This window comes from Rugosimonospora africana (genome assembly GCF_016862975.1).
In the GTDB taxonomy this organism is placed as follows: domain Bacteria; phylum Actinomycetota; class Actinomycetes; order Mycobacteriales; family Micromonosporaceae; genus Rugosimonospora; species Rugosimonospora africana.
This window is the reverse complement of the sequence record NZ_BONZ01000049.1, coordinates 109665-129376: the sequence shown is the minus strand read 5'-3', so window position 1 is coordinate 129376 and position 19712 is coordinate 109665. Positions and strand designations below refer to the sequence as shown.

General features: G+C 70.1%; 17 protein-coding genes. 9 read left to right on the top strand and 8 right to left on the bottom strand.

Going from position 1 to position 19712, the window contains the following annotated elements; all coding sequences use genetic code 11:
* Positions 1–29 precede the first annotated feature (29 nt).
* Both Raf01_RS25855 and Raf01_RS25850 read right to left on the bottom strand, forming a co-directional pair.
* A complete protein-coding gene (locus Raf01_RS25855; RefSeq protein WP_203920671.1) occupies positions 30–2291 on the bottom strand; it encodes a thiamine pyrophosphate-dependent enzyme in 2262 nt (753 codons plus the stop codon).
* Positions 2292–2324: 33 nt separating this feature from the next.
* Complete coding sequence (locus tag Raf01_RS25850; protein WP_203920584.1) at positions 2325–2789, bottom strand: MarR family winged helix-turn-helix transcriptional regulator; 465 nt, start codon at positions 2787–2789, stop codon at positions 2325–2327.
* Between the two features lie 156 nt (positions 2790–2945).
* Here Raf01_RS25850 and Raf01_RS25845 point away from each other — a divergent pair, with 156 nt between their 5' ends.
* Entirely contained in the window at positions 2946–4490 is a 1545-nt protein-coding gene (locus Raf01_RS25845; RefSeq protein WP_203920583.1) for a cellulose binding domain-containing protein, read from the top strand.
* Positions 4491–4613: 123 nt separating this feature from the next.
* Here the strand turns inward: Raf01_RS25845 and Raf01_RS25840 are convergent, their stop codons facing one another.
* Positions 4614–5018, bottom strand: a complete 405-nt coding sequence (locus Raf01_RS25840) for a YjbQ family protein (protein WP_203920582.1) — start codon at positions 5016–5018, stop codon at positions 4614–4616.
* Positions 5019–5144: 126 nt separating this feature from the next.
* Between Raf01_RS25840 and aceE the strand changes: the two genes are divergently transcribed.
* Entirely contained in the window at positions 5145–7889 is a 2745-nt protein-coding gene (aceE, locus tag Raf01_RS25835) for a pyruvate dehydrogenase (acetyl-transferring), homodimeric type (RefSeq protein WP_203920581.1), read from the top strand.
* 138 nt (positions 7890–8027) lie between these two features.
* Here the strand turns inward: aceE and Raf01_RS25830 are convergent, their stop codons facing one another.
* From Raf01_RS25830 to Raf01_RS25820, 3 genes are all read right to left on the bottom strand, one after another.
* Entirely contained in the window at positions 8028–8222 is a 195-nt protein-coding gene (locus Raf01_RS25830; protein ID WP_203920580.1) for a DUF397 domain-containing protein, read from the bottom strand.
* Positions 8223–8450: 228 nt separating this feature from the next.
* Positions 8451–8636 carry a DUF397 domain-containing protein gene (locus Raf01_RS25825; protein ID WP_203920579.1) on the bottom strand — a complete coding sequence of 62 codons (186 nt, stop codon included), beginning with the start codon at positions 8634–8636 and terminating at the stop codon, positions 8451–8453.
* 123 nt (positions 8637–8759) lie between these two features.
* Positions 8760–9608: a helix-turn-helix domain-containing protein gene (locus Raf01_RS25820; RefSeq protein WP_275413053.1), complete on the bottom strand. Its 849-nt coding sequence runs from the start codon at positions 9606–9608 to the stop codon at positions 8760–8762.
* 223 nt (positions 9609–9831) lie between these two features.
* Between Raf01_RS25820 and Raf01_RS25815 the strand changes: the two genes are divergently transcribed.
* A complete protein-coding gene (locus Raf01_RS25815; protein ID WP_203920577.1) occupies positions 9832–10299 on the top strand; it encodes a hypothetical protein in 468 nt (155 codons plus the stop codon).
* A gap of 74 nt (positions 10300–10373) precedes the next feature.
* Here the strand turns inward: Raf01_RS25815 and Raf01_RS25810 are convergent, their stop codons facing one another.
* Positions 10374–11342, bottom strand: a complete 969-nt coding sequence (locus tag Raf01_RS25810) for an aldo/keto reductase (protein ID WP_203920576.1) — start codon at positions 11340–11342, stop codon at positions 10374–10376.
* A gap of 191 nt (positions 11343–11533) precedes the next feature.
* On the opposite strand from Raf01_RS25810, the gene Raf01_RS25805 reads away from it, so the two are divergent.
* From Raf01_RS25805 to Raf01_RS25795, 3 genes are all read left to right on the top strand, one after another.
* Entirely contained in the window at positions 11534–12808 is a 1275-nt protein-coding gene (locus Raf01_RS25805) for a GH1 family beta-glucosidase (RefSeq protein ID WP_203920575.1), read from the top strand.
* The gene (locus tag Raf01_RS25800; RefSeq protein WP_239133907.1) at positions 12805–14079 is read left to right on the top strand and encodes an MFS transporter; all 1275 of its coding nucleotides are present in this window, start codon (positions 12805–12807) and stop codon (positions 14077–14079) included. The genes Raf01_RS25805 and Raf01_RS25800 overlap by 4 nt, the downstream gene beginning before the upstream one ends.
* A gap of 164 nt (positions 14080–14243) precedes the next feature.
* Entirely contained in the window at positions 14244–14651 is a 408-nt protein-coding gene (locus Raf01_RS25795; protein ID WP_203920574.1) for a hypothetical protein, read from the top strand.
* 15 nt (positions 14652–14666) lie between these two features.
* On the opposite strand, the gene Raf01_RS25790 is transcribed toward Raf01_RS25795, so the two are convergent.
* Positions 14667–15878: a L,D-transpeptidase gene (locus Raf01_RS25790; protein ID WP_203920573.1), complete on the bottom strand. Its 1212-nt coding sequence runs from the start codon at positions 15876–15878 to the stop codon at positions 14667–14669.
* 210 nt (positions 15879–16088) lie between these two features.
* Between Raf01_RS25790 and gltX the strand changes: the two genes are divergently transcribed.
* The 3 genes from gltX to Raf01_RS25775 all read left to right on the top strand — a co-directional run bounded on the left by gltX (position 16089) and on the right by Raf01_RS25775 (position 19679).
* A complete protein-coding gene (gene gltX / locus Raf01_RS25785) occupies positions 16089–17516 on the top strand; it encodes a glutamate--tRNA ligase (protein WP_203920572.1) in 1428 nt (475 codons plus the stop codon).
* Positions 17517–17735: 219 nt separating this feature from the next.
* On the top strand, positions 17736–18386 hold the full coding sequence (locus Raf01_RS25780; RefSeq protein WP_203920571.1) for a hypothetical protein: 651 nt from the start codon (positions 17736–17738) through the stop codon (positions 18384–18386).
* Positions 18387–18509: 123 nt separating this feature from the next.
* Positions 18510–19679, top strand: coding sequence for a PucR family transcriptional regulator (locus tag Raf01_RS25775; RefSeq protein ID WP_203920570.1), 1170 nt, complete (start codon positions 18510–18512; stop codon positions 19677–19679).
* Positions 19680–19712 lie beyond the last annotated feature (33 nt).

Genomic DNA, 19712 nt, shown 5'->3' with positions numbered 1-19712 from the left:
CGCACCGTACCCAACGCAAAAGATACGGCCTAACCGGCCAGGAGGCAGCTCGCCCCCTCAAGGATGGAGTCCTCACCGACCAGGACATATGCCGCAGCGGGGCCGAGTGGGACGAAAGAGTCGACGGAGGCCACCCGGAGGGCGGCCCCCACATACCCGCGGTCCACCAGCGCGGCGACCACACCCTCGCCCACCCCGCCCGAGCGGCGGGTCTCGTCGACGATCAGGACCCGGCCGGTCGCCGACGCCTCCCGGACGATGTCGGCCACCGGCAGCGGGGACAGCCAGCGAAGATCAACGACCCGGCTGCCGATGCCCTTGGCCGCGAGGGTCGCGGCGGCCCGCAGCGACATCCGTACGCCGTTGCCGAAGGTCACGATCGTCAGGTCCTCCCCGGACCCGATCACGTCGACCCTGGCCCGGCCGATGGGGACGTGCTCGTCGGCCCAGGCGGCCGGCGCCGGGTAGCGGGCCGCCCACTGGCCGTCACCCTCGGCGTGCAGGTCACGGGTGTGGTAGAGGGCGATCGGCTCCAGGAACGCGCAGACGCTGCCGTCGACCAGGGCGGCGGCCAGGCAGGTGCGCAGCATGGCCGCGGCGTCGTCCGGGCGCGCCGGGCAGGCCAGCACCAGGCCGGGGATGTCCCGCAGGGCGGCCACCGCGTTGTCGTTGTGGAAATGCCCGCCGAACCCCTCCTGGTACGCCAGGCCGGCGATGCGGACGACCATCGGGTTCCGGTACGCCCCGGCGGAGAAGAACGACATCGTGGCCGCCTCGCCGCGCAGTTGGTCCTCGGCGTTGTGCAGGTACGCCAGGTACTGGATCTCCGGTATCGGCAGCAGCCCGGCCAGCCCCGCGCCCAGCCCGAACCCGAGGATCGACGTCTCGTCGAGCAGGGTGTCGAACACCCGGCCGGCCCCGAACCGGTCGCGCAGGCCCTTCGTCACGCCGTACACGCCGCCCTTGACCGCCACGTCCTCGCCGAAGATCAGCGCCTGCGGCCAGCTGACCAGCGCGTCGGTCAGGGTCGCGTTGATCGCCTGGGCCAGCGTGAGCGGACCCAGGTCCTCGGGCAGCCGGCCGGCGAACGCGGACGCCCGGCCGGACGACGCGCCATCGGCGGCGGCAGCCGCCGCGTCGACGACCGCCTGGGCGACCCGGGCCGGCCGGCGTGGTGCCAGCGGGGCGACCACCTCGGTGGCGCTGGCCAGCTTCGGCTCGTCCAGTACCTCCTCGGCGGTCTTGCGGATCCGCCAGCCGACCTCGTCGTACTGGGCCAGGATCTCGGCCGGGGTGGCGACGCCGGCGTCCACGAGCAGCCTCGCGGTCGCGATCAGCGGATCGCGTTCCAGGTCACGGGCCAGTTCGGCGGGCATCCGGTAGCCCATCTCGGCGTCCGCGCCGGCGTGCCCCATCAGCCGTACCGTCGACAGGTGCAGGATCGCCGGACGCCGGTGCCGGCGCACCCAGGCCACCGCCTCGGCCGCCGCGTCGTACGCGGCCGGCAGGTCGCAGCCGTCCGCCGCCAGGTACCGCAAACCAGGCCGGGACGACAGCGCCGCGGCGACCCAGCCGTTCGGCGAGCGGACCGAGATCCCCAGCCGGTTGTCCTCGCACACGAACAGCACCGGCAGGCGCAGGCCGACGTGCTCGCACCAGCCGGCGGTGTTGAACGCGGCGGTCGCGCTGGCGTGGTTCACGGACGCGTCGCCGAACGAGCAGACCGCCACCGCGTCGCCCGGCCAGGGCGGTTCGATGCTGAGCCGGCGGGCCCGCTCGATGGCGAACCCGAGGCCGATCGCCCGGGGCAGGTGTGAGGCGATGGTCGAGGTGGTCGGGATGATGTCCAGCTCGGCGTTGCCGAAGACCTTGTGCCGGCCGCCGGCGATCGGCTCGCTGGCCGAGGCGATCAGGCCGCGCAGCACGTCGCGGGCCGGGTCGGAGCCTGGCACCTGAGCGGCCCGGGCCGTGTAGAAGCCGCCCGAGCGGTAGTGCAGCAGCGCCGGGTCGGTCGGGCGCAGCGCGGCCGCGACCGCCGCGTTGCCCTCGTGACCGGCGGAACCGATCGTGTAGTACCCCTCGCCGAAGCCGCGCAGCCAGCGGGCGGCGAGGTCCAGGTGCCGGCTGGTCACCTGGGCGTCGAACAGCCGCGACGCCTGGGCACCGGTGAGCCGGGTGTCATCCCGGATCGGCTCGTCCGGATCGCGCCGCCGCTCCGGCGTGGCCAGCTCGCCGAGTGCGGTGCGGAACCGCTCGTCGAGTTCCTGAGGAGAGGTCACGCTCGACAGCATTACCGACGCCGGGCGCCGATTGCCACTCACGCGTTACAACGTCACGGCGAGTCGTGCGCAGAGGTCCCGGAGAACGCCCAGCTCGGTGCCGGTGAGGTCGGATCCATCGAGCGGTATGCCACACTCGTCCATCAGCCGGCGCAACTCGGCCTGAGTATGCCGGCCGGCGTCGGTGACCACGAGCGTCTTGACCCGGCGATCGGCCGGGTCGACCTGCCGCCGCACGAGGCCGGCCTCTTCCAGCTTGTCGACCAGGCCGACCACGTTGGACCGGTCGCAGGCGAGACGTTCGGCCAGGTCACGGGCCGGCAGCGGGCGCTGCGCGTCGAGTTCGAACAGAGCCCGGGCCACCGCCGGGCTCAGGCCCAGCCGCAAGCACTGCGCCTCCATCCGCTGCCGCAGCGCGGTGCCGATGGTGAGCAGGAGCTGCGCCGACTCGGTGGCCAGCGACCGGCGGGCGGCGGCCGCGCTGGCGGGCGGAGCGGGCGGACGTGGCATCCGGCTCATGCTATCGAACCTGAGCCGCCGGCCAGCCGCTCCGCTTCGCCCCTGACTTGGTACATGCGGCCTTGACTTAACACAGGTAAGCGCGGACTATCCGTGGGAGCGCTTCCATCGAAGATCGCCTCAGTGCGTCCCGATAGAGGAGATTCGATGAAATACCGCAGAACCCTGCTCGCCGCCGGCGTGGCGGGGGCGATGGCCGCCGGCACGTTCGCGATGGTGACCATGCCGGCGTCCGCGGCCGCCACCGGCTGCTCGGTCAACTACACCGTGCAGAGCCAGTGGCCCGGTGGCTTCACCGGCAACATCGCCATCACCAACCTCGGCTCCGCCCTGACAAGCTGGAGCCTCGGCTTCGACTTCTCGGCCGGGCAGACGGTCACCCAGGGCTGGAACGCCACCTTCACGCAGAGCGGCGCGCACGTCACCGCCACGAGCATGAGCTACAACGGCGCGCTTGGCACGGGCGCCAACATCGCGGTCGGCTTCAACGGCAACTGGACGGGCAGCAACCCGGTACCGGCGTCCTTCACCCTCAACGGGGTGACCTGCACCGGCTCGGTCACCACGACCAGCCCGACCACCGGCCCGTCGCGCACCTCCAGCCCGACCAGCAGCCCGAGCCGCACCCCGACCCGTTCCCCGAGCACGTCGCCCACCGGCAACCCGCCGCCCAGCGGCGCCCCCTCGCTGCACGTGTCCGGCAACAAGCTGGTCACCTCGACCGGGGCGACCTACCGGCTGCTCGGCGTGAACCGCTCCGGTGGCGAGTTCGCCTGCATCCAGGGGCGGGGCACCTGGGACGGCCCGATGGACCAGGCATCGGTCACCGCGATGCGGACCTGGAAGATCCGGGCGGTGCGGGTACCGCTGAACGAGGAGTGCTGGGTGGGTACGTCCGACGTACCGTCCGGGGGCACCACCGGCGCGGCGTACCAGCAGGCGGTCAAGGACTACGTGAGCATCCTGCTGTCCAGCGGGATCACACCGATCCTGGAGATGCACTGGAACTACGGTCTCTACACCGGCCCCTCGTCCGGCTGCTCCGACGTGAAGGCGACCTGCCAGAAGCCGATGCCAGACGCGCAGTACGCACCGTCGTTCTGGACGGGCGTGGCCAACGCGTTCAAGGACAACCGGGTGGTCTTCGACCTGTTCAACGAGCCGTACCCGGAGCGGGCCAGCGGCAGCAGTGAGACCGCCGGCTGGACGTGCTGGCGGGACGGCGGCACCTGCCCGGGCATCACGTACCAGGTGGCCGGCTTCCAGACGCTGCTCAACGCGGTACGGGCGACCGGCAACACGAACGTGGTGCTCATCGGCGGCCTGGCGTACTCCAACGACCTGACCCAGTGGCTGCAGTACAAGCCCACGGACCCGACCGGCAACCTGGCCGCGTTCGCGCACATCTACAACTTCAACACCTGCTCCAACACGTCCTGCTTCGACAGCCAACTCGGTCCGGTGGCGGCCCAGGTGCCGCTGACCCTGTCCGAGATCGGCGAGAACGACTGCTCGCACGGCTTCATCGACACCCTGATGAACTGGGGCGACTCGCACAACGTCGGGTACCTCGGCTGGACCTGGAACAACTGGGACTGCTCGTCCGGGCCGTCCCTGATCTCCGACTACAACGGCACGGCGACCGCGTTCGGCCAGGGCCTCAAGGATCACCTGGCGTCGGTCAGCAACTGACCAACCCACGCTGGTGCCGCTTCCAGCAGGTGCCGCGGGCGGTCCTTCCTCCGGGACCGGCCGCGGCGCCCTCGGCGGGACGCTCCGGGGCCGGCCGCGGTGCCCTTGCCGGCCGGGGGCGCGTCAGCCGGGCAGGAAGGACAGCCGGACCTCGCGGGTCGGGTTGTCGCCGTTCGGGTCGACCAGACAGATCGACTGCCAGGTACCCAGCGCCAGCCGGCCGTCGAGCACCGGCACCGTCGCGTACGGCGGGACGAACGCCGGCAGCACGTGGTCGCGCCCGTGCCCCGGCGAGCCGTGCCGGTGCCGCCAGCGGTCGTCGGCCGGCAGCAGGTCGTCGATCGCCCGCAACAGGTCGTCGTCCGAGCCCGATCCCGTCTCAATCAAGGCGACCCCGGCCGTCGCGTGCGGGACGAACACGTGCAACAGCCCATCGCCCTGCCCGTTGACGAAGTCGGACGCCTCGGCGGTAATGTCCCGAACGGCCGGCCGGTTCCCGGTCCTCACGGTGATCACTTCGGATCGCATGAGACGAAGGTTACCGGCCGGTATGTGTCGCGTGTGACAGTTGTGCCCCCTTCGGCGTGACGGCGGTACCCCTCGGCGGGCAGGATTAACCTGAGGAACCATTAACCACGTCGAGAAGGAACGCCTGTGGCCACGGAACGCAAGCGTCCGGTCATCAGCGACGGCCTACCCAGCCAGCTGCCGGACATCGACCCAGAGGAAACAACCGAGTGGGTCGAGTCGCTCGACGGCGTGATCGACGAGCGCGGGGCCAAGCGCGCCCGGTACATCATGCTGCGGCTCCTCGAACGCGCCCGGGAACGGCAGGTCGGTGTCCCACCGCTGACCACCACGGACTACATCAACACCATCACCCCCGAGCGGGAGCCGTGGTTCCCCGGCGACGAGCACGTCGAGCGCAGGATCCGGGCCTACATCCGGTGGAACGCCGCGATGCTGGTGCACCGGGCGCAGCGGCCGGGCATCGGCGTCGGCGGGCACATCTCGACGTACGCCTCGTCGGCCAGCCTGTACGAGGTCGGGTTCAACCACTTCTTCCGCGGCAAGAGCCACCCGGGCGGCGGCGACCAGCTGTTCTTCCAGGGGCACGGCTCCCCCGGCATGTACGCCCGGGCATACCTCGAGGGCCGCCTCTCCGAGCAGCAGCTCGACGGGTTCCGCCAGGAGCTGTCGCACGTCGGCGGCGGCCTGCCGTCGTACCCGCACCCGCGCCTGATGCCGGACTTCTGGGAGTTCCCGACGGTGTCGATGGGCCTCGGCGGCATCAACGCGATCTACCAGGCCCGGTTCAACCGGTACCTGCACAACCGCGGGATCAAGGACACCTCGCAGCAGCACGTGTGGGCGTTCCTCGGCGACGGTGAGATGGACGAGCCCGAGTCGCTCGGCGCGATCGGCCTGGCCGCCCGCGAGGAGTTGGACAACCTCACGTTCGTGATCAACTGCAACCTCCAGCGCCTGGACGGTCCGGTACGCGGTAACGGGAAGATCATCCAGCAGCTCGAGGCGTTCTTCCGTGGCGCCGGCTGGAACGTCATCAAGGTGGTCTGGGGTCGCGAGTGGGACCCGCTGCTGGCCGCCGACACCGATGGCGCGCTGGTCAACCTGATGAACGTGACGCCCGACGGCGACTACCAGACCTACAAGGCGGAGTCCGGCGCGTACGTCCGCGAGCACTTCTTCGGCCGTGACCCGCGTACCCGCAAGATGGTCGAGCACCTGAGCGACGACGAGATCTGGAACCTCAAGCGGGGCGGGCACGACTACCGCAAGCTCTACGCGGCGTACAAGGCCGCGGTCGAGCACACCGGGCAGCCGACGGTGATCCTGGCGAAGACGGTCAAGGGCTGGACGCTCGGCTCGCACTTCGAGGGCCGCAACGCGACCCACCAGATGAAGAAGCTGACCCTGGACGACCTCAAGGGCTTCCGGGACCGGCTGTACCTGGACATCCCGGACTCGGCGCTGGAGGAGAACCCGTACCTGCCGCCGTACTTCCACCCGGGTGAGAAGTCCGACGAGATCCAGTACCTGCACGAGCGGCGCCACGCCCTCGGCGGGTACCTGCCGACCCGGCGGACCACGACGCCCGCGATCAACCTGCCGGCCAAGGCGGCGTACGCCGACGTCAAGAAGGGCTCCGGCAAGCAGAAGATCGCCACCACCATGGCCTTCGTCCGGTTACTCAAGGACCTGATGAAGGACAAGGAGTTCGGCAAGCGCTGGGTGCCGATCATCCCGGACGAGGCGCGCACCTTCGGCATGGACTCGCTGTTCCCGACCGCGAAGATCTATTCGCCGCACGGGCAGAACTACACCCCGGTCGACCGCGAGCTGTTCCTCTCCTACAAGGAGGCGGTCGGCGGGCAGATCCTGCACGAGGGCATCAACGAGGCCGGCTCGGTGGCGTCGTTCACGGCCGCCGGCACGTCGTACGCGACGCACGGCGAGCCGATGATCCCGCTCTACATCTTCTACTCGATGTTCGGCTTCCAGCGCACCGCCGACGGGCTGTGGGCGGCGGCCGACCAGATGACCCGCGGGTTCCTGCTCGGCGCGACGGCCGGTCGCACCACGCTCAACGGCGAGGGCCTCCAGCACGAAGACGGGCACTCGCTGCTGATCGCGGCGACCAACCCGGCCGTGGTGTCCTACGACCCGGCGTACGCGTTCGAGATCGCGTACATCGTCGAGGACGGGTTGCGCCGGATGTACGGCGAGAACCCCGAGGACATCTACTACTACCTGACCGTCTACAACGAGCCGATCGTGCAGCCGGCCGAGCCCGCCGAAGTCGACGTGCCCGGGCTGCTGCGCGGCCTGTACCGGTACTCGCCCGCCCCGAAGGTCGGCGACGGCGCACCCCGGGCGCAGATCCTGGCGTCCGGCACCGGCATGGGTTGGGCGCTGCGTGCCCAGGAGCTGCTGGCTCAGGACTGGGGCGTGGCGGCCGACGTGTGGTCGGCGACATCGTGGACGGAGCTGCGCCGCGACGCGGAGCGGACCGAGGAGTACAACCTGCTGCACCCGGGCGAGGAGCCTCAGGTGCCGTACGTGACGACGGCGCTCGCCGACACTCCGGGACCGGTGGTCGCGGTGTCCGACTTCATGCGGGCGGTACCCGACCTGATCGCCCGCTGGGTACCCGGGGACTACACCTCACTGGGTACCGACGGCTTCGGCCTGTCCGACACCCGGCACGCGCTGCGGCGGCACTTCCACGTCGACGGTGAGTCCATCGTGGTGGCCACGCTGCGCCAACTGGCCCGGCGCGGCGAGGTGGCGGCGAACGTGCCGGTGGACGCGGCCGCCAAGTACGCGATCGACGACGTCAACGCGGCCCCGGTCGGCGAGACCGGCGGCGACTCCTGACGCGTCTGTGACCAGTCCGGCTCGGCGCGTCTGGCGCCGCGCCGCGACTGGGTCCAGTCGGTCCGTGACGTCCAAGCGGTGAGTCCTCCCCCACCCGGGAGGCTCACCGCTGACGTCGCTTCGGGCGTGCGACCGCCCTCAGCCGGTCAGCTCTCCCTCTTTGACCGCCGCCAGGAACTCGGCCCACTCCTCTCGGGAGAATTGCAGCTCGACACCCGGATCGTTCGGGCTCCGGACGTAGACGGCTGCGTCGGTGATTGCCACTTCGACACAGCTGCCCGACTCACAACGACTGCTGCGTCGCCAGGAACGGTGGAAATCCGCGACCGGCATTGGCTCTCCTCTCGTTACCCCCCGTCGCTATGCCCCCACACCACGATACGAAAGGGATCGCGGAATCGGAACATCGCGGCAGCGGGATAACACGGCACGTGAGGGGTGCCGCCAGCACCGAACCAGATTTCCGGGCACCGACCGGTCACGGACATCGCGCGGCGAGAAACGCCAACGGCGCCGGGATCCCCTGGATCGTCCGGCGCCGCCGTGTGCGGTTACCGTAGGTTATTGCGCGCGGAGACCGCGGAGGAATTCGTTCCATTCGGATCGGTCAAACCGCAGGCGCGGTCCGGCCGGGTCCGTCGAATCACGCATCAAGACGTGGTCGCCGTCAATCGCCACTTCAACACAGTTGCCCGATTCGCAACGACGACTCTTACGCCAGTCAAGCCCCGGCTCTTGGTCGTACACGCTGACCTAGCCCCTTCCGTAAGTCATCCGCAAGATCGCACGGATGCACTATGAGTATTATTGGACAGAACTGCCATCTTGGACGGGCATTTACCCCGATAACGCAAATCCATCAATCGCGCTTCAGGCGCGCGAAGCCTCCTCCGCGAGCATGCTTCGCGCGGCGCCCTCGATCCGGTCAGCGGATTCTTCGACGGTGAGCGAGCTGGCCCAGAGGTCTTCGAACAACTCCCGGTGCCGACTGACGATCGCCGGATTATGGCTGATGTCGTCGGATATGAACGCCTCGCGGTAAAGCGCCGAGTTTCCCTCGCCGTCGAGGTCGAGGATCATGAACGAGCCGAGCGTCGCCAACGTCGGCGCCGCAGCCAGGGGAACGATCCTCACCAGCATCGACGTGTCCTGGGCGGCCTGCCACAACGCCAGCAGTTGCTCGCCCATCACATGCGGGCCGCCGATCGGGCGCCCGAGCACGGATTCGTCCAGAAGAAAGAGATACTGGGGTGGATCGGGCCGGTCGAGCACGCTTTCCCGCCGCCGCAGGCGGATCGCGATCCTGGTCTCGATCGTCTCGGGGCTCAGGCTCTCCTTTTCCAGCACGTTCTGGAAAATCGCCCGCGCATACGCTTCCGTCTGCAGGAGCCCCGGAATCAGCACGAGGCTGAACTGCCGGATGGCAACGGCCTCGGTCTCGTACTGGAAAAGCTGCTGGGTCGCCGTGGTCAGATGTTGGCGGAACGCGGAGCCGGCCGTCCGGCGCTCACTGCGTGCCGCGCGTGCATCGTCGAGCAGCTGCTTCACCTCGGCCGGATCGTTCACGTCGAGGTAATCGAGCAGGGCCCGGAGATCACTGACCGAAATGTTGACCTCGCCCTTTTCTATGCGCATCACCTTGGAGAGGGACCATTCCATCTCGTCGGCGATCTGGGTTTGGGTCAAACCCTTGGCTTCCCTTGCCCTGCGTAGCGCCATCCAAACGCGCCGACGGGCTACAGCCGGTAGGTCACCCGTAGCCATCGGACCTCCTCGGCGAGATCGCAGAGAGGCAGGTCTCTTCGCCCGTTACCTGCCATATGGCGAACGGAGATCTGCCTAACAGACGGCCGTCATCGTACCGCGTCGATACCGATATCGGGGTACCCCGTTGCCGAGTCGAGAGCGACCGCCCGGTGCCGGCGTTTGACAGGATGTGGTGGTGGTCGACTGGGTTCCGTTCCGGCGCCCCGACACGTACGTGGTGGTCGCCATGGTCCGCGCGGTCGCCGAGACCGCCGACCCCGGCGAGTACGGCGACGGTGTCGAGGTGGTCATCGAGGTGCCCAGGCGCGGCTGGCTCGCCAGCATCTTCGGCGACCATGAGCCCGACCAGGCCCGCATCGTCGTCACCCGGCCCGGCGGCGAGGCCCGGTACCCGTTCTCGATCCAGCTGGTGACCGACGACGGCGCGAAGGCGGCCGTCAAGCTGCCCAGTACGCGCGGCTGGGTCCGCAGCAACTGCGCCGGCCGCGCCTTCCTCATGCAGAAAGGCGAACCGGATCAGGCACCGGACTGGTTCGGGCTGGTACGCGGGGCCATCGACGCCCTGACCACGCTGCGACCCGACGCCGGCGACGACGGCTGGAAGGTCCGCGTCGACCGGGCGATCGACCGCGGCGACCAGTAGTCACGCCGGTGCCGGCCGTCGGAGACGGCCGGCACCGCGTCTGGCCTTCGCGCCACCTCGTTTGCCAGCGGGCTCTACCGGTGGCCGGCGATCGCGTGCGGCCGGTACGGCTCCTCCAGGTGCGCCACGTCCTCGTCGGTGAGCTTCACGTCCACCGAGGCGATCGCGTCCTCCAGGTGCGACAGCTTCGTCGCTCCCACGATCGGGGCGGTCACGCCGGGCTTGTGCAGCAGCCACGCGAGCGCCACCTGGGCCGGCGGCACCCCCTTCTCCTTGGCCACCAGGGCCGTGCGGTCCACCACGTCGAAGTCCGCGTCGGTGTAGAGCGAGTCACCGAACGCGTCGTTGTTGGCCCGGGTGGTCAGCCGCTGACCGTCCCGCGTCCGGTTGCCGGCCAGCCAGCCACGCGCCAGCGGGCTCCACGGGATGCAGCCCACGCCCATGTCCAGGCACTGCGGGATCATCTCCCGCTCTTCCTCGCGGTAGATGAGGTTGTAGTGGTTCTGCATCGAGACGAACGGGGTCTTCGCCACCCGCTGCGCCTTGGCGAACTGCCACGCGAACATGCTCGACGCCCCGATGTACCGAGCCTTGCCGGCGCGTACCACGTCGTGCAGGGCGTCCATCGTCTCCTCGATGGGCGTGTCCGGGTCCCAGCGGTGGATCTGGTACAGGTCGACGTAGTCGGTGCCGAGCCGGCGCAGTGAGGCGTCGATGCCCGCCAGGATGTGCTTGCGGGACAGGCCGCGGTCGTTGCGGCCCGGACCCATCTCACCGTTCACCTTGGTGGCCAGCACGTACTCCTCGCGACGGGAGAACGTGCGGGCCAGCAGCCGACCGGTGATCTGTTCGCTGACGCCGACGGAGTAGACGTCAGCGGTGTCGAAGAAGTTGATTCCGGCCTCGGCTGCTCGCCGGACGAACGGTTCGGCCGCCGGTTCGTCGAGCGCCCAGGGGCGCAGCGCCGGGTCGCCGTAGCTCATCATGCCCAGACAGATCCGCGACACCTGCAGTCCGGTGCCGCCCAGCCTCGTGTACTCCATGTTGCTCCATTCTGCCGGGCGTCAGGGCCGCCTGCTCTCTGGGCGGCCCGGTCAAGCGCCCGGCTCACGTCGCGGCTCTGCCGGGCGTCAGGGCCGCCTGCTCTCTGGGCGGCCCGCCCGCCTTTTCGACGACTCCCCCGCCGGGCCGCCCTTCAGTAGAGTGCGAATCACTCTCACATCTGGAGGAATCGATGTTTCCTAAGGGCTTCAGGTGGGGCGCGTCGACGGCGGCGTACCAGATCGAAGGCGCCAGCAGCGAGGGCGGACGGGGACCGTCCATCTGGGACACCTTCAGCCACGAGCCGGGCCGCATCACCGACGGCAGTACCGGCGATGTGACCTGTGACCACTACCACCGGTACCGGGAGGACATCGACCTGCTGGCCGGCCTCGGCGTCGACGCGTACCGTTTCTCCATCGCCTGGCCGCGCATCCAGCCGGATGGCACCGGTCCGGTCAACCCGGACGGCGTGGCCTTCTACGACCGGCTGGTCGACGCGCTCCTGGAGCGGGGCATCGACCCGGTCGCCACCCTGTTCCACTGGGACCTGCCGCAGGCACTCCAGGACCGCGGAGGCTGGTTCAACCGCGAGACGGCATACCGGTTCGGGGAGTACGCGGACCACGTCGGCGCCGCGCTCGGTGACCGGGTACGGCTGTGGATCACGCTCAACGAGCCGTTCGTGCACACGGTCTTCGGGCACGGGTTCGGCTTCCACGCCCCGGGTGAGGCGCGGATGCTCGGCGCGCTGCCGACCGCGCACCACCAACTGCTTGGGCACGGGCTCGCGGTGGCCGCGCTGCGCACCCGTTCGGCCTCCCCGATCACCATCGCCAACAACCACTCCCCGGTGCGGGTCATCGGCGACTCGGACGCGGACCGGGCGGCCGGAGCGGCGTACGACGCCCTGCACAACCGGCTGTTCGTGGAGCCGCTGCTGGGGCTCGGGTACCCGGAGGGATTCGAGCTCCCGGTGCGCGACGGCGACCTGGACATCATCGCGGCACCGATCGACGCGCTCGGGGTCAACTACTACAACCCCACCGGGATCAGCGCTCCGACCACCGACGAGTTGCCCTTCGACATGGTGATGCTGGAGGGGTACCCGATGACGGACTTCGGCTGGCCGGTGGTCCCGGAGGGGCTGACCGACCTGCTGACCGACCTGCACACAAGGTACGGGCGGCCGATGTACGTGACGGAGAGCGGCTGCGCGTACGAGCGGTGGCCCGAGGACCCGGACCGGATCGAGTACCTGTCCGGGCACGTCGAGGCGGTACGCGCCGCGATCGCGGGCGGCGCGGACGTGCGCGGGTACTTCGTCTGGTCCATCATGGACAACTTCGAGTGGACCGAGGGCTTCACCAAGCGGTTCGGCCTGGTGCACGTGGACTTCGACTCGCAGGTGCGCACGCCGCGGTCGTCGTACCACTGGTACCGGGATTTCATCGCGAGCACCCGGTGACCGCGGCGGCGCCGCCGCCGGTACCGGTGGACGGGCCGTCGGCGGTGGACGGGCCGCGGGCGCTGGCCGAGCCGGCCGTACCGGTGCGGCCGCGCTGGGTTGCCCTGCTCGTGGTCGCCAACCTGGCCGTGTGGATGGGCTTCTTCACGCCGATCCAGGTGCTGCTGCCGCAGCAGATCGAGCTGATCGATCCGGCGCGCAAGGAGACCATGCTCGGCTGGGTCACCGGCCTCGGCGCGCTGGCCGCCGTGATCGCCAACCCGCTGGCCGGCGCGCTGTCCGACCGGACGACCGGGCGGTTCGGTCGCCGGCATCCGTGGACGTTCGGGGGCGGGCTGCTCGGCGCGGCCGCCCTGGCGCTGCTGGCCACCCAGCACACCATCGCCGGGGTGGCGGTCGGCTGGATAGCCGCCCAGGTGTGCTTCAACGCGATGCTGGCCTCACTGACCGCCGCGGTGCCGGACCGGGTACCGGTGGGGCAGCGTGGCGCGGTGTCCGGCTGGATCGGCATCCCGCAGGTACTCGGGGTGGTGCTGGGCACCGCGCTGGTGACCGTGCTGGTGCACGGCAACGCGGCCGGGTACCTCGCCGTCGCGGTCGTGGTGGCGGTTCTGACCGTACCGTTCCCGCTGTCCACGGTGGACGATCCGCTGGACGCCACCGACCGGCCGCCCCTGGGACTGCGGCGGTTCTGGGTCAGCCCGCGGGAGCATCCGGATTTCGCCTGGGCGTTCGGTACCCGGTTCCTGGTCCAGCTCGGCAACGCGCTGGGCACCCTGTACCTGCTGTACTTCCTCACCGACCGGGTGCACTATCCGCAGCCGGAGAACGGTCTGCTGATCCTCATCCTGATCTACACGGCCGCACTGATCGCCACGACGGTACTGGCCGGCCGGCACTCCGATCGCACCGGCCGGCGCAAGCCGCTGGTGATCGCGTCCGGCCTGGTGATGACGGTCGCCGCGGTACTGCTGGCGGTCGCGCCGGTCTGGCCGGCGGTGATGCTCGCGGCGGCCGTGCTGGGCGCCGGGTACGGGATCTATCTGGCGGTGGACGCCGCGCTGATCACCCAGGTGCTGCCGGCGGTCGGCGACCGGGCCAAGGATCTGGGCGTGGTGAACATCGCCAACTCGGCGCCGCAGGTGATGGCGCCGGCGCTGGCCGCCCCGATCGTGCACTCGCTGGGTGGGTACCCGGCGCTGTACCTGCTGACCGCGGCGGTCACCGTACTCGGCGGGGTGTTCGTGTACCGGATCCGTTCAATCGCCTGAGCGGAGCCGGAGCCGGGTTGTGGCGGAGGCGAGCACAGGCAACGATGTGCAGCCTGATTGAGCACAGCCGGAGCCGGTATGTGGCGGAGGCGAGCACAGGCCATTCGTTGTCGCCTGACCGACGGGACAGCCAAGAGTGAGGTACGTCGATACACTCCGCGAACATGGGCAGACGGCCATACCGGGAGAGGGCCCGGGATCGTCGGGACGAATCGGGTCAGGTGTTCTTTCCGGTACCGCCGGGGCGCGGCCGGTTGGCCCGCTTCCGGGACACCGAACCACCCCGCTCCTCCTGGGAACGAGCCTGGAGCGGCCGGCTGGTCAGTGCCTGCCTCGCGGTGCTCGGGCTCGCGCCGACCGTGGGCGTGGTGGCGCTGCTTCTCGCCGGTGGCGTCAACGACCCGCGACCGCTGCCGGCCGTGGCCCTGATCGCCGCCGCCGGCGTGCTGGCCACAGCCGGCCTGTACTCCCGCCGGGCACGGGTCCGGGCGCGGCTGGCCATGGCCTCGGCGGCATGCCTGGCCGGGTCGTGCGTGGTGTTGGAAGTACTGAGCGCGATCTTCTCATCCTGAACCGCGGCGCCGCGGTCAGTAGCTGCTCCAGGGGGCGTTCCAGTCGCCCAGACCGTCCCAGACCGGCAGCGGCTTCGGGCTGTTCGTCACCTGCACCACGTCGCCGATGATGAAGTTGTCGTACACCCACTGGGCGTCGGCGATGCTCAGGTTGACGCAGCCGTGCGAGCTGTTGCGCTTGCCGTGATCGGCCATGTTCCAGTCGGCGGCGTGCAGGAACTCGCCGGAATACGAGATCCGGGTGCAGAGCTTGACGTTTTCATCGTAGAAGTTCGGGTTGCTCTTGTCGGTGATCCCGTAGCTCGCGGAGTCCATCTCCACGTTCATCTCCTTGTTCAGGACGACGTGCACGCCGTTCTGCGTCCAGAAGTGGATCTGGTGCCCGTCGGCGGCCTTGGTATAGCCGCCCTTGCCCATGCTGCAGGCCATGGTCCGGACCAGCTGGCCGTCGACATACACCTTCGTGTAATGCGAGGCGTTGTCCGCGACCGCGAGGAGTGACCGGCCGATGGTGAAGTGCGTGCTGGAGTTGGCCGAGCCGTATACCCCACCGCCGAAGTCGACCCCGACCGCGTTGACGGTCACGTTGACCTTGGTGCCCTTCTGCCAGTATTTCTCCGGCCGCCAGTGCAGGGTCTGCTTGTCGAGCCAGAAGAACTTGCCCTCGATCGCCGGCGTGGCCTCGACCACGACCGCCTTCTCGGCTGCCGACTTGTTCGTGACCGCCTTGCTGAACCGCACGGCGACGACCTGGCCCACCCCGTAGGTCGCGCCGGTCTGCATGGACGTCAGCGCGTTGGCCTGGAACGTCACCTTGAGCGTCTTGGTCGGCTTCATCGTGGTGAAGCTGCTGGTCTTCTGCACCGGCGCGCCCAGGCTGTCGGTGAGCGCGGTGGTGACCGTGTAGGTCGCCCCATAGCCCAGCGAGCCGGTCGAGCGCCAGGTCTTCCCGTCCGAGTCCATCGCGCCGTCGAGTGCCTTGCCGCCGGAGGTCACCGTGACGGACTGGAGCTTGCCGCCGGTGGCCGACACCACGACCTGCTCCGTAGGCGAAACGTTGGCGGTGTCCGCCGCCGGAGAGACGGTCAGGACGATGGGAGCCGCGGACGGCTTCGTCCACACCGTGTCCGCGCCCGCGCCCGCGTCGGTCGCGGCGCTGCAGCCCGCGACCGCGGCGCCGGCCGCGACCCCGACCGCACCGGCGAACACGCCCCGCCGACTCACCATTCGCCGGCCCAGTCCACGCCCACCAGCCATCTGGCCTCTGCCCTTCCACGACAAGAGAAGGTCGCCTTCAGCGCGGTGGAAGACGCCACCCTCCCACCCCGGGGCAGCGCGCGATGAAGGGACCGAGTTCGGAGTGCAACGGTACTGGGTTATCGCAAACCGCGGAAACCCTGTGTCGGACGATCTTCGGCGGACCGTAGGGTAGACGGCGTGACGGTACGAGTTCGTTTTGCCCCCTCTCCAACTGGAATGTTCCACGTCGGTGGCGCCCGGTCCGCGCTCCAGAACTGGATCTTCGCCAAGCAGCACCAGGGCGCGTTTGTGCTGCGGATCGAGGACACCGACGCGGCACGCAACCGGCCGGAGTGGACCGAAGGCATCCTGTCCGCGCTGGACTGGATCGGAATCGCCCGTGGCACCTATGAGGGTCCGTACTTTCAGTCGACAAATGCCGACGAACATCGATCCGCGGCCGCCCGTTTGTACGAGTCGGGCCGGGCGTACTACTGCGACTGCACCCGGGAGCAGGTCCAGGCCCGTACCGGCAACCAGCACGCCGGCTACGACGGCTACCACCGGGACCTCGGCCTCGGCCCCGGCCCGGGTCGGGCGCTGCGTTTCCGCACCCCGGACTCCGGTACCACCACGATCGTCGACCTGATCCGCGGCGAGCCGGCCTTCGAGAACCGGCTGATCGAGGACTTCGTCATCGCCCGGTCCGACGGTTCCCCGGTGTTCCTCCTGGCCAACGTCGTCGACGACCACCTGATGGGGATCACCCACGTGATCCGGGCGGAGGAGCACCTGCCCAACACGCCCAAGCAGCAGTTGCTCTGGGCGGCGTTGGGGGCGCAGCCACCGATCTGGGCGCACGTGCCGGTGGTGGTCAACGAGAAGCGCCAGAAGCTGTCCAAGCGCCGCGACAAGGTGGCCCTGGAGGCGTACCGGGACGAGGGCTACCTGGCCGACGCCATGCGCAACTACCTCATGCTGCTCGGCTGGGCGCCGCGCGGCGACCGGGAGATCGTGCCCTGGTCGGTGATCGAGGAGGAGTTCCGGCTGGAGGAGGTCAACCCGTCGCCGGCCTTCTTCGACGAGAAGAAGCTGCGCGCGTTCAACGGCGAGTACATCCGGGCGCTGGCGGTGGAGGAGTTCATCGCGGCCTGCCAGCCGTGGCTCACCGGCACCGAGACCATTCCGGCGCCGCCGTGGCAGCCGGAGCGGTTCGACCCGAAGGCGTTCGCGGCGCTGGCCCCGCTGGCGCAGACCCGCGTCGCCGTGCTCTCCGAGATCGTGCCGAACGTGGACTTCGTGTTCCTGGACCGGCCCGACCGGGACCAGGCGGCCTGGGACAAGGCGGTGCGTGGGGCCGGCGACGCCGCCGGTGCGCTGCTGTCCGACGCCATCGCCGCGTTCGAGGCGGTACCGGCGTGGGACGCGGAGACCCTCAAGACCACGCTGGAGGAGATCGGCACCCGGTACGGGCTGAAGCTGGGCAAGGCACAGGCGCCGGTACGGGTGGCCATCACCGGCCGTTCGGTCGGGCTGCCACTGTTCGAGTCGTTGGAGGTCCTGGGCCGGGAGCGGACGCTGGAGCGGTTGCGGGAGGCGGCCGGAACGCTCGCCGCCGCCGGGTGAGTGATCCACGGGACAGCGCGATCGGATAAGTTATCGGATCATTTAGATAACGCCGCTCGTCAAGTCGTTCGACGCTCGGCACACTCAACATTGAGCACCTCCAGCACAAATTGAGCACCTCCAACGGGGCGTACCCCTCACGCACGGGGAGGAGTCGCGGTGACGCGCTCTTGGGATGCCCGCCCTCATCGTTCCGGGCGGGTTCGGCGGTCGTGGGCAGTGCGGCTGCTCTCCGCGAGCGTGGCGGCCATCCTGACCGTGATCGCGATCGGCGTCGGCCTGCCCACCGGCGCCTGGGCGGCCGACCAGCCCAACTCGCTGGCCATCGGCGGCCCCGGCCTGAAGAAGCCGATCACGGTGCGTGCGGCCGGGCAGCAGGACCTGTTCAACACGCTCATGCGCCAGGTCAGCTGGATGGCCGGTCAGCAGGGTGATCCGATCAACCCCGACCCGGCCAAGCTCGGCGCGAAGTACACCCTGACGGTCTTCGTCAACAACGCCGCCGCGCAGGTCTACGAGCTGTACCCGCAGGCACCCGGCGGCCCCCGGGCACACCGCCCGGCGGCACAGCCGAAGGGCTCAGCGCGCAACGCCTGGTTCTACGCCTCGGTCGCCATGCCCGACGCCCTGGCGGCGGCCGGGGTGACGCTGCCCCACCCGGACGCCAGCGGCGCCGCTCAAGAGATGATCATCCAGGATCCGAACGGGTTCGCTCCGGCCGAGGCGACCAGCCAGCCGATATCGCTCGGCATCGACAAGACGCTCCGGGATCAGGGCCGCACCCTGTTGCTGTGGCTGGCCACACCGTTCGTCGTCCTGCTCCTGCTGTTCGCCGCCGCCAGGCGCAGCCGCCGCTACGTCGCCCGCTGACGCCCCCGGGGGCGCAGCCGGAGCCGAACCGTGGCGGAGGCGAGCACCCCAGCGCTTTCTCTGGAATGTCGCCCGGCCCGGCGCGGCGGGAGGCGCGGACGCCGCTCCGCCTAGGCTGGCCCCATGGCGCCCCCTGACGAGCTGGCCGCGACCCTCCGCCAGATCGAGCGATCTGCCGGCGCGCTGGCCACTGCCAGCGTGTCCCGGATGGAGGACGTGCTGCCCTGGTTCCGGGAGCTACCGGCCGACCAGCGGGCCTGGGTGATGCTGGTGGCTCAGGCGGGGGTGCGCTCGCTGGTCGAGTGGCTGACCAACTCCGGCACCTCTCAGGAGGTCTCCGACGAGGTCTTCGACGCGGCGCCCCGGGCGCTGGCGCGTTCGCTGAACCTCCAGCAGACGGTACAGCTGATCAAGGTGACCATCGACGTGGTCGAGGAGCAGGTGCCGCACCTGGCCGCGCCGGGCGAGGAAGACGCCCTGCGGGAGGCGGTGCTCAGGTTCTCCCGGGAGATCGCTTTCGCCGCCGCGCGGGTCTACGCCCGGGCGGCCGAGAGCCGGGGCGCCTGGGACGCCCGGCTGCAGGCACTGCTGGTCGACGCGCTGGTCCGAGGCGACTCCTCGGACGTGCTGGCCAGCCGCGCCGCCGCGCTGGGCTGGACCGAGGCGCCGCCGGTCGCGGTCGCGGTCGGCCGCTCCCCCGGCGGCGAGACCTCCGCCGTGGTGCACGCCCTCTACCGCGCCGCCCGGCGGATCGGCGTCGAGGTGATCAGCGGCGTCCACGGCGACCGGCTGGTGGTCGTTCTCGGCGGAGCGGCGGATCCGATCTCCGTCGCCGAACGGCTGCTGGTCGGCTTCGGGGAGGGACCGGTCGTGGTCGGGCAGCCAGTACCGAGCCTCGACGAGGCCACCGAGTCGGCCCGGGCGGCTCTCGCCGGGTACCGCGCCGCGCCGGCCTGGCCGGCCGCGCCCCGCCCGGTGGCCGCCGGCGACCTGCTGCCCGAGCGGGCGCTCGCCGGCGACACCGACGCGCGCCGCATCCTGCGCCAGGAGGTGTACGGCACGCTGGCCCGCTCCGGCGAACTGCTGGAGACGCTGGACGCGTTCTTCGCCGCCGGCGGGGTGCTGGAGAGCGCCGCCCGCGCGCTGTTCGTCCACCCCAACACCGTCCGGTACCGGCTGCGGCGGGTCGCCGAAACGACCGGCTTGGCACCGCTGTCCGCCCGGGACGCGTTCGCGCTGCGTGTCGCGCTGGCGATCGGCCGCTTGGACCCATCCGCCAACACCTCCGGATGAATGTGACGCGCGGCACAACAATGACCACTCTAC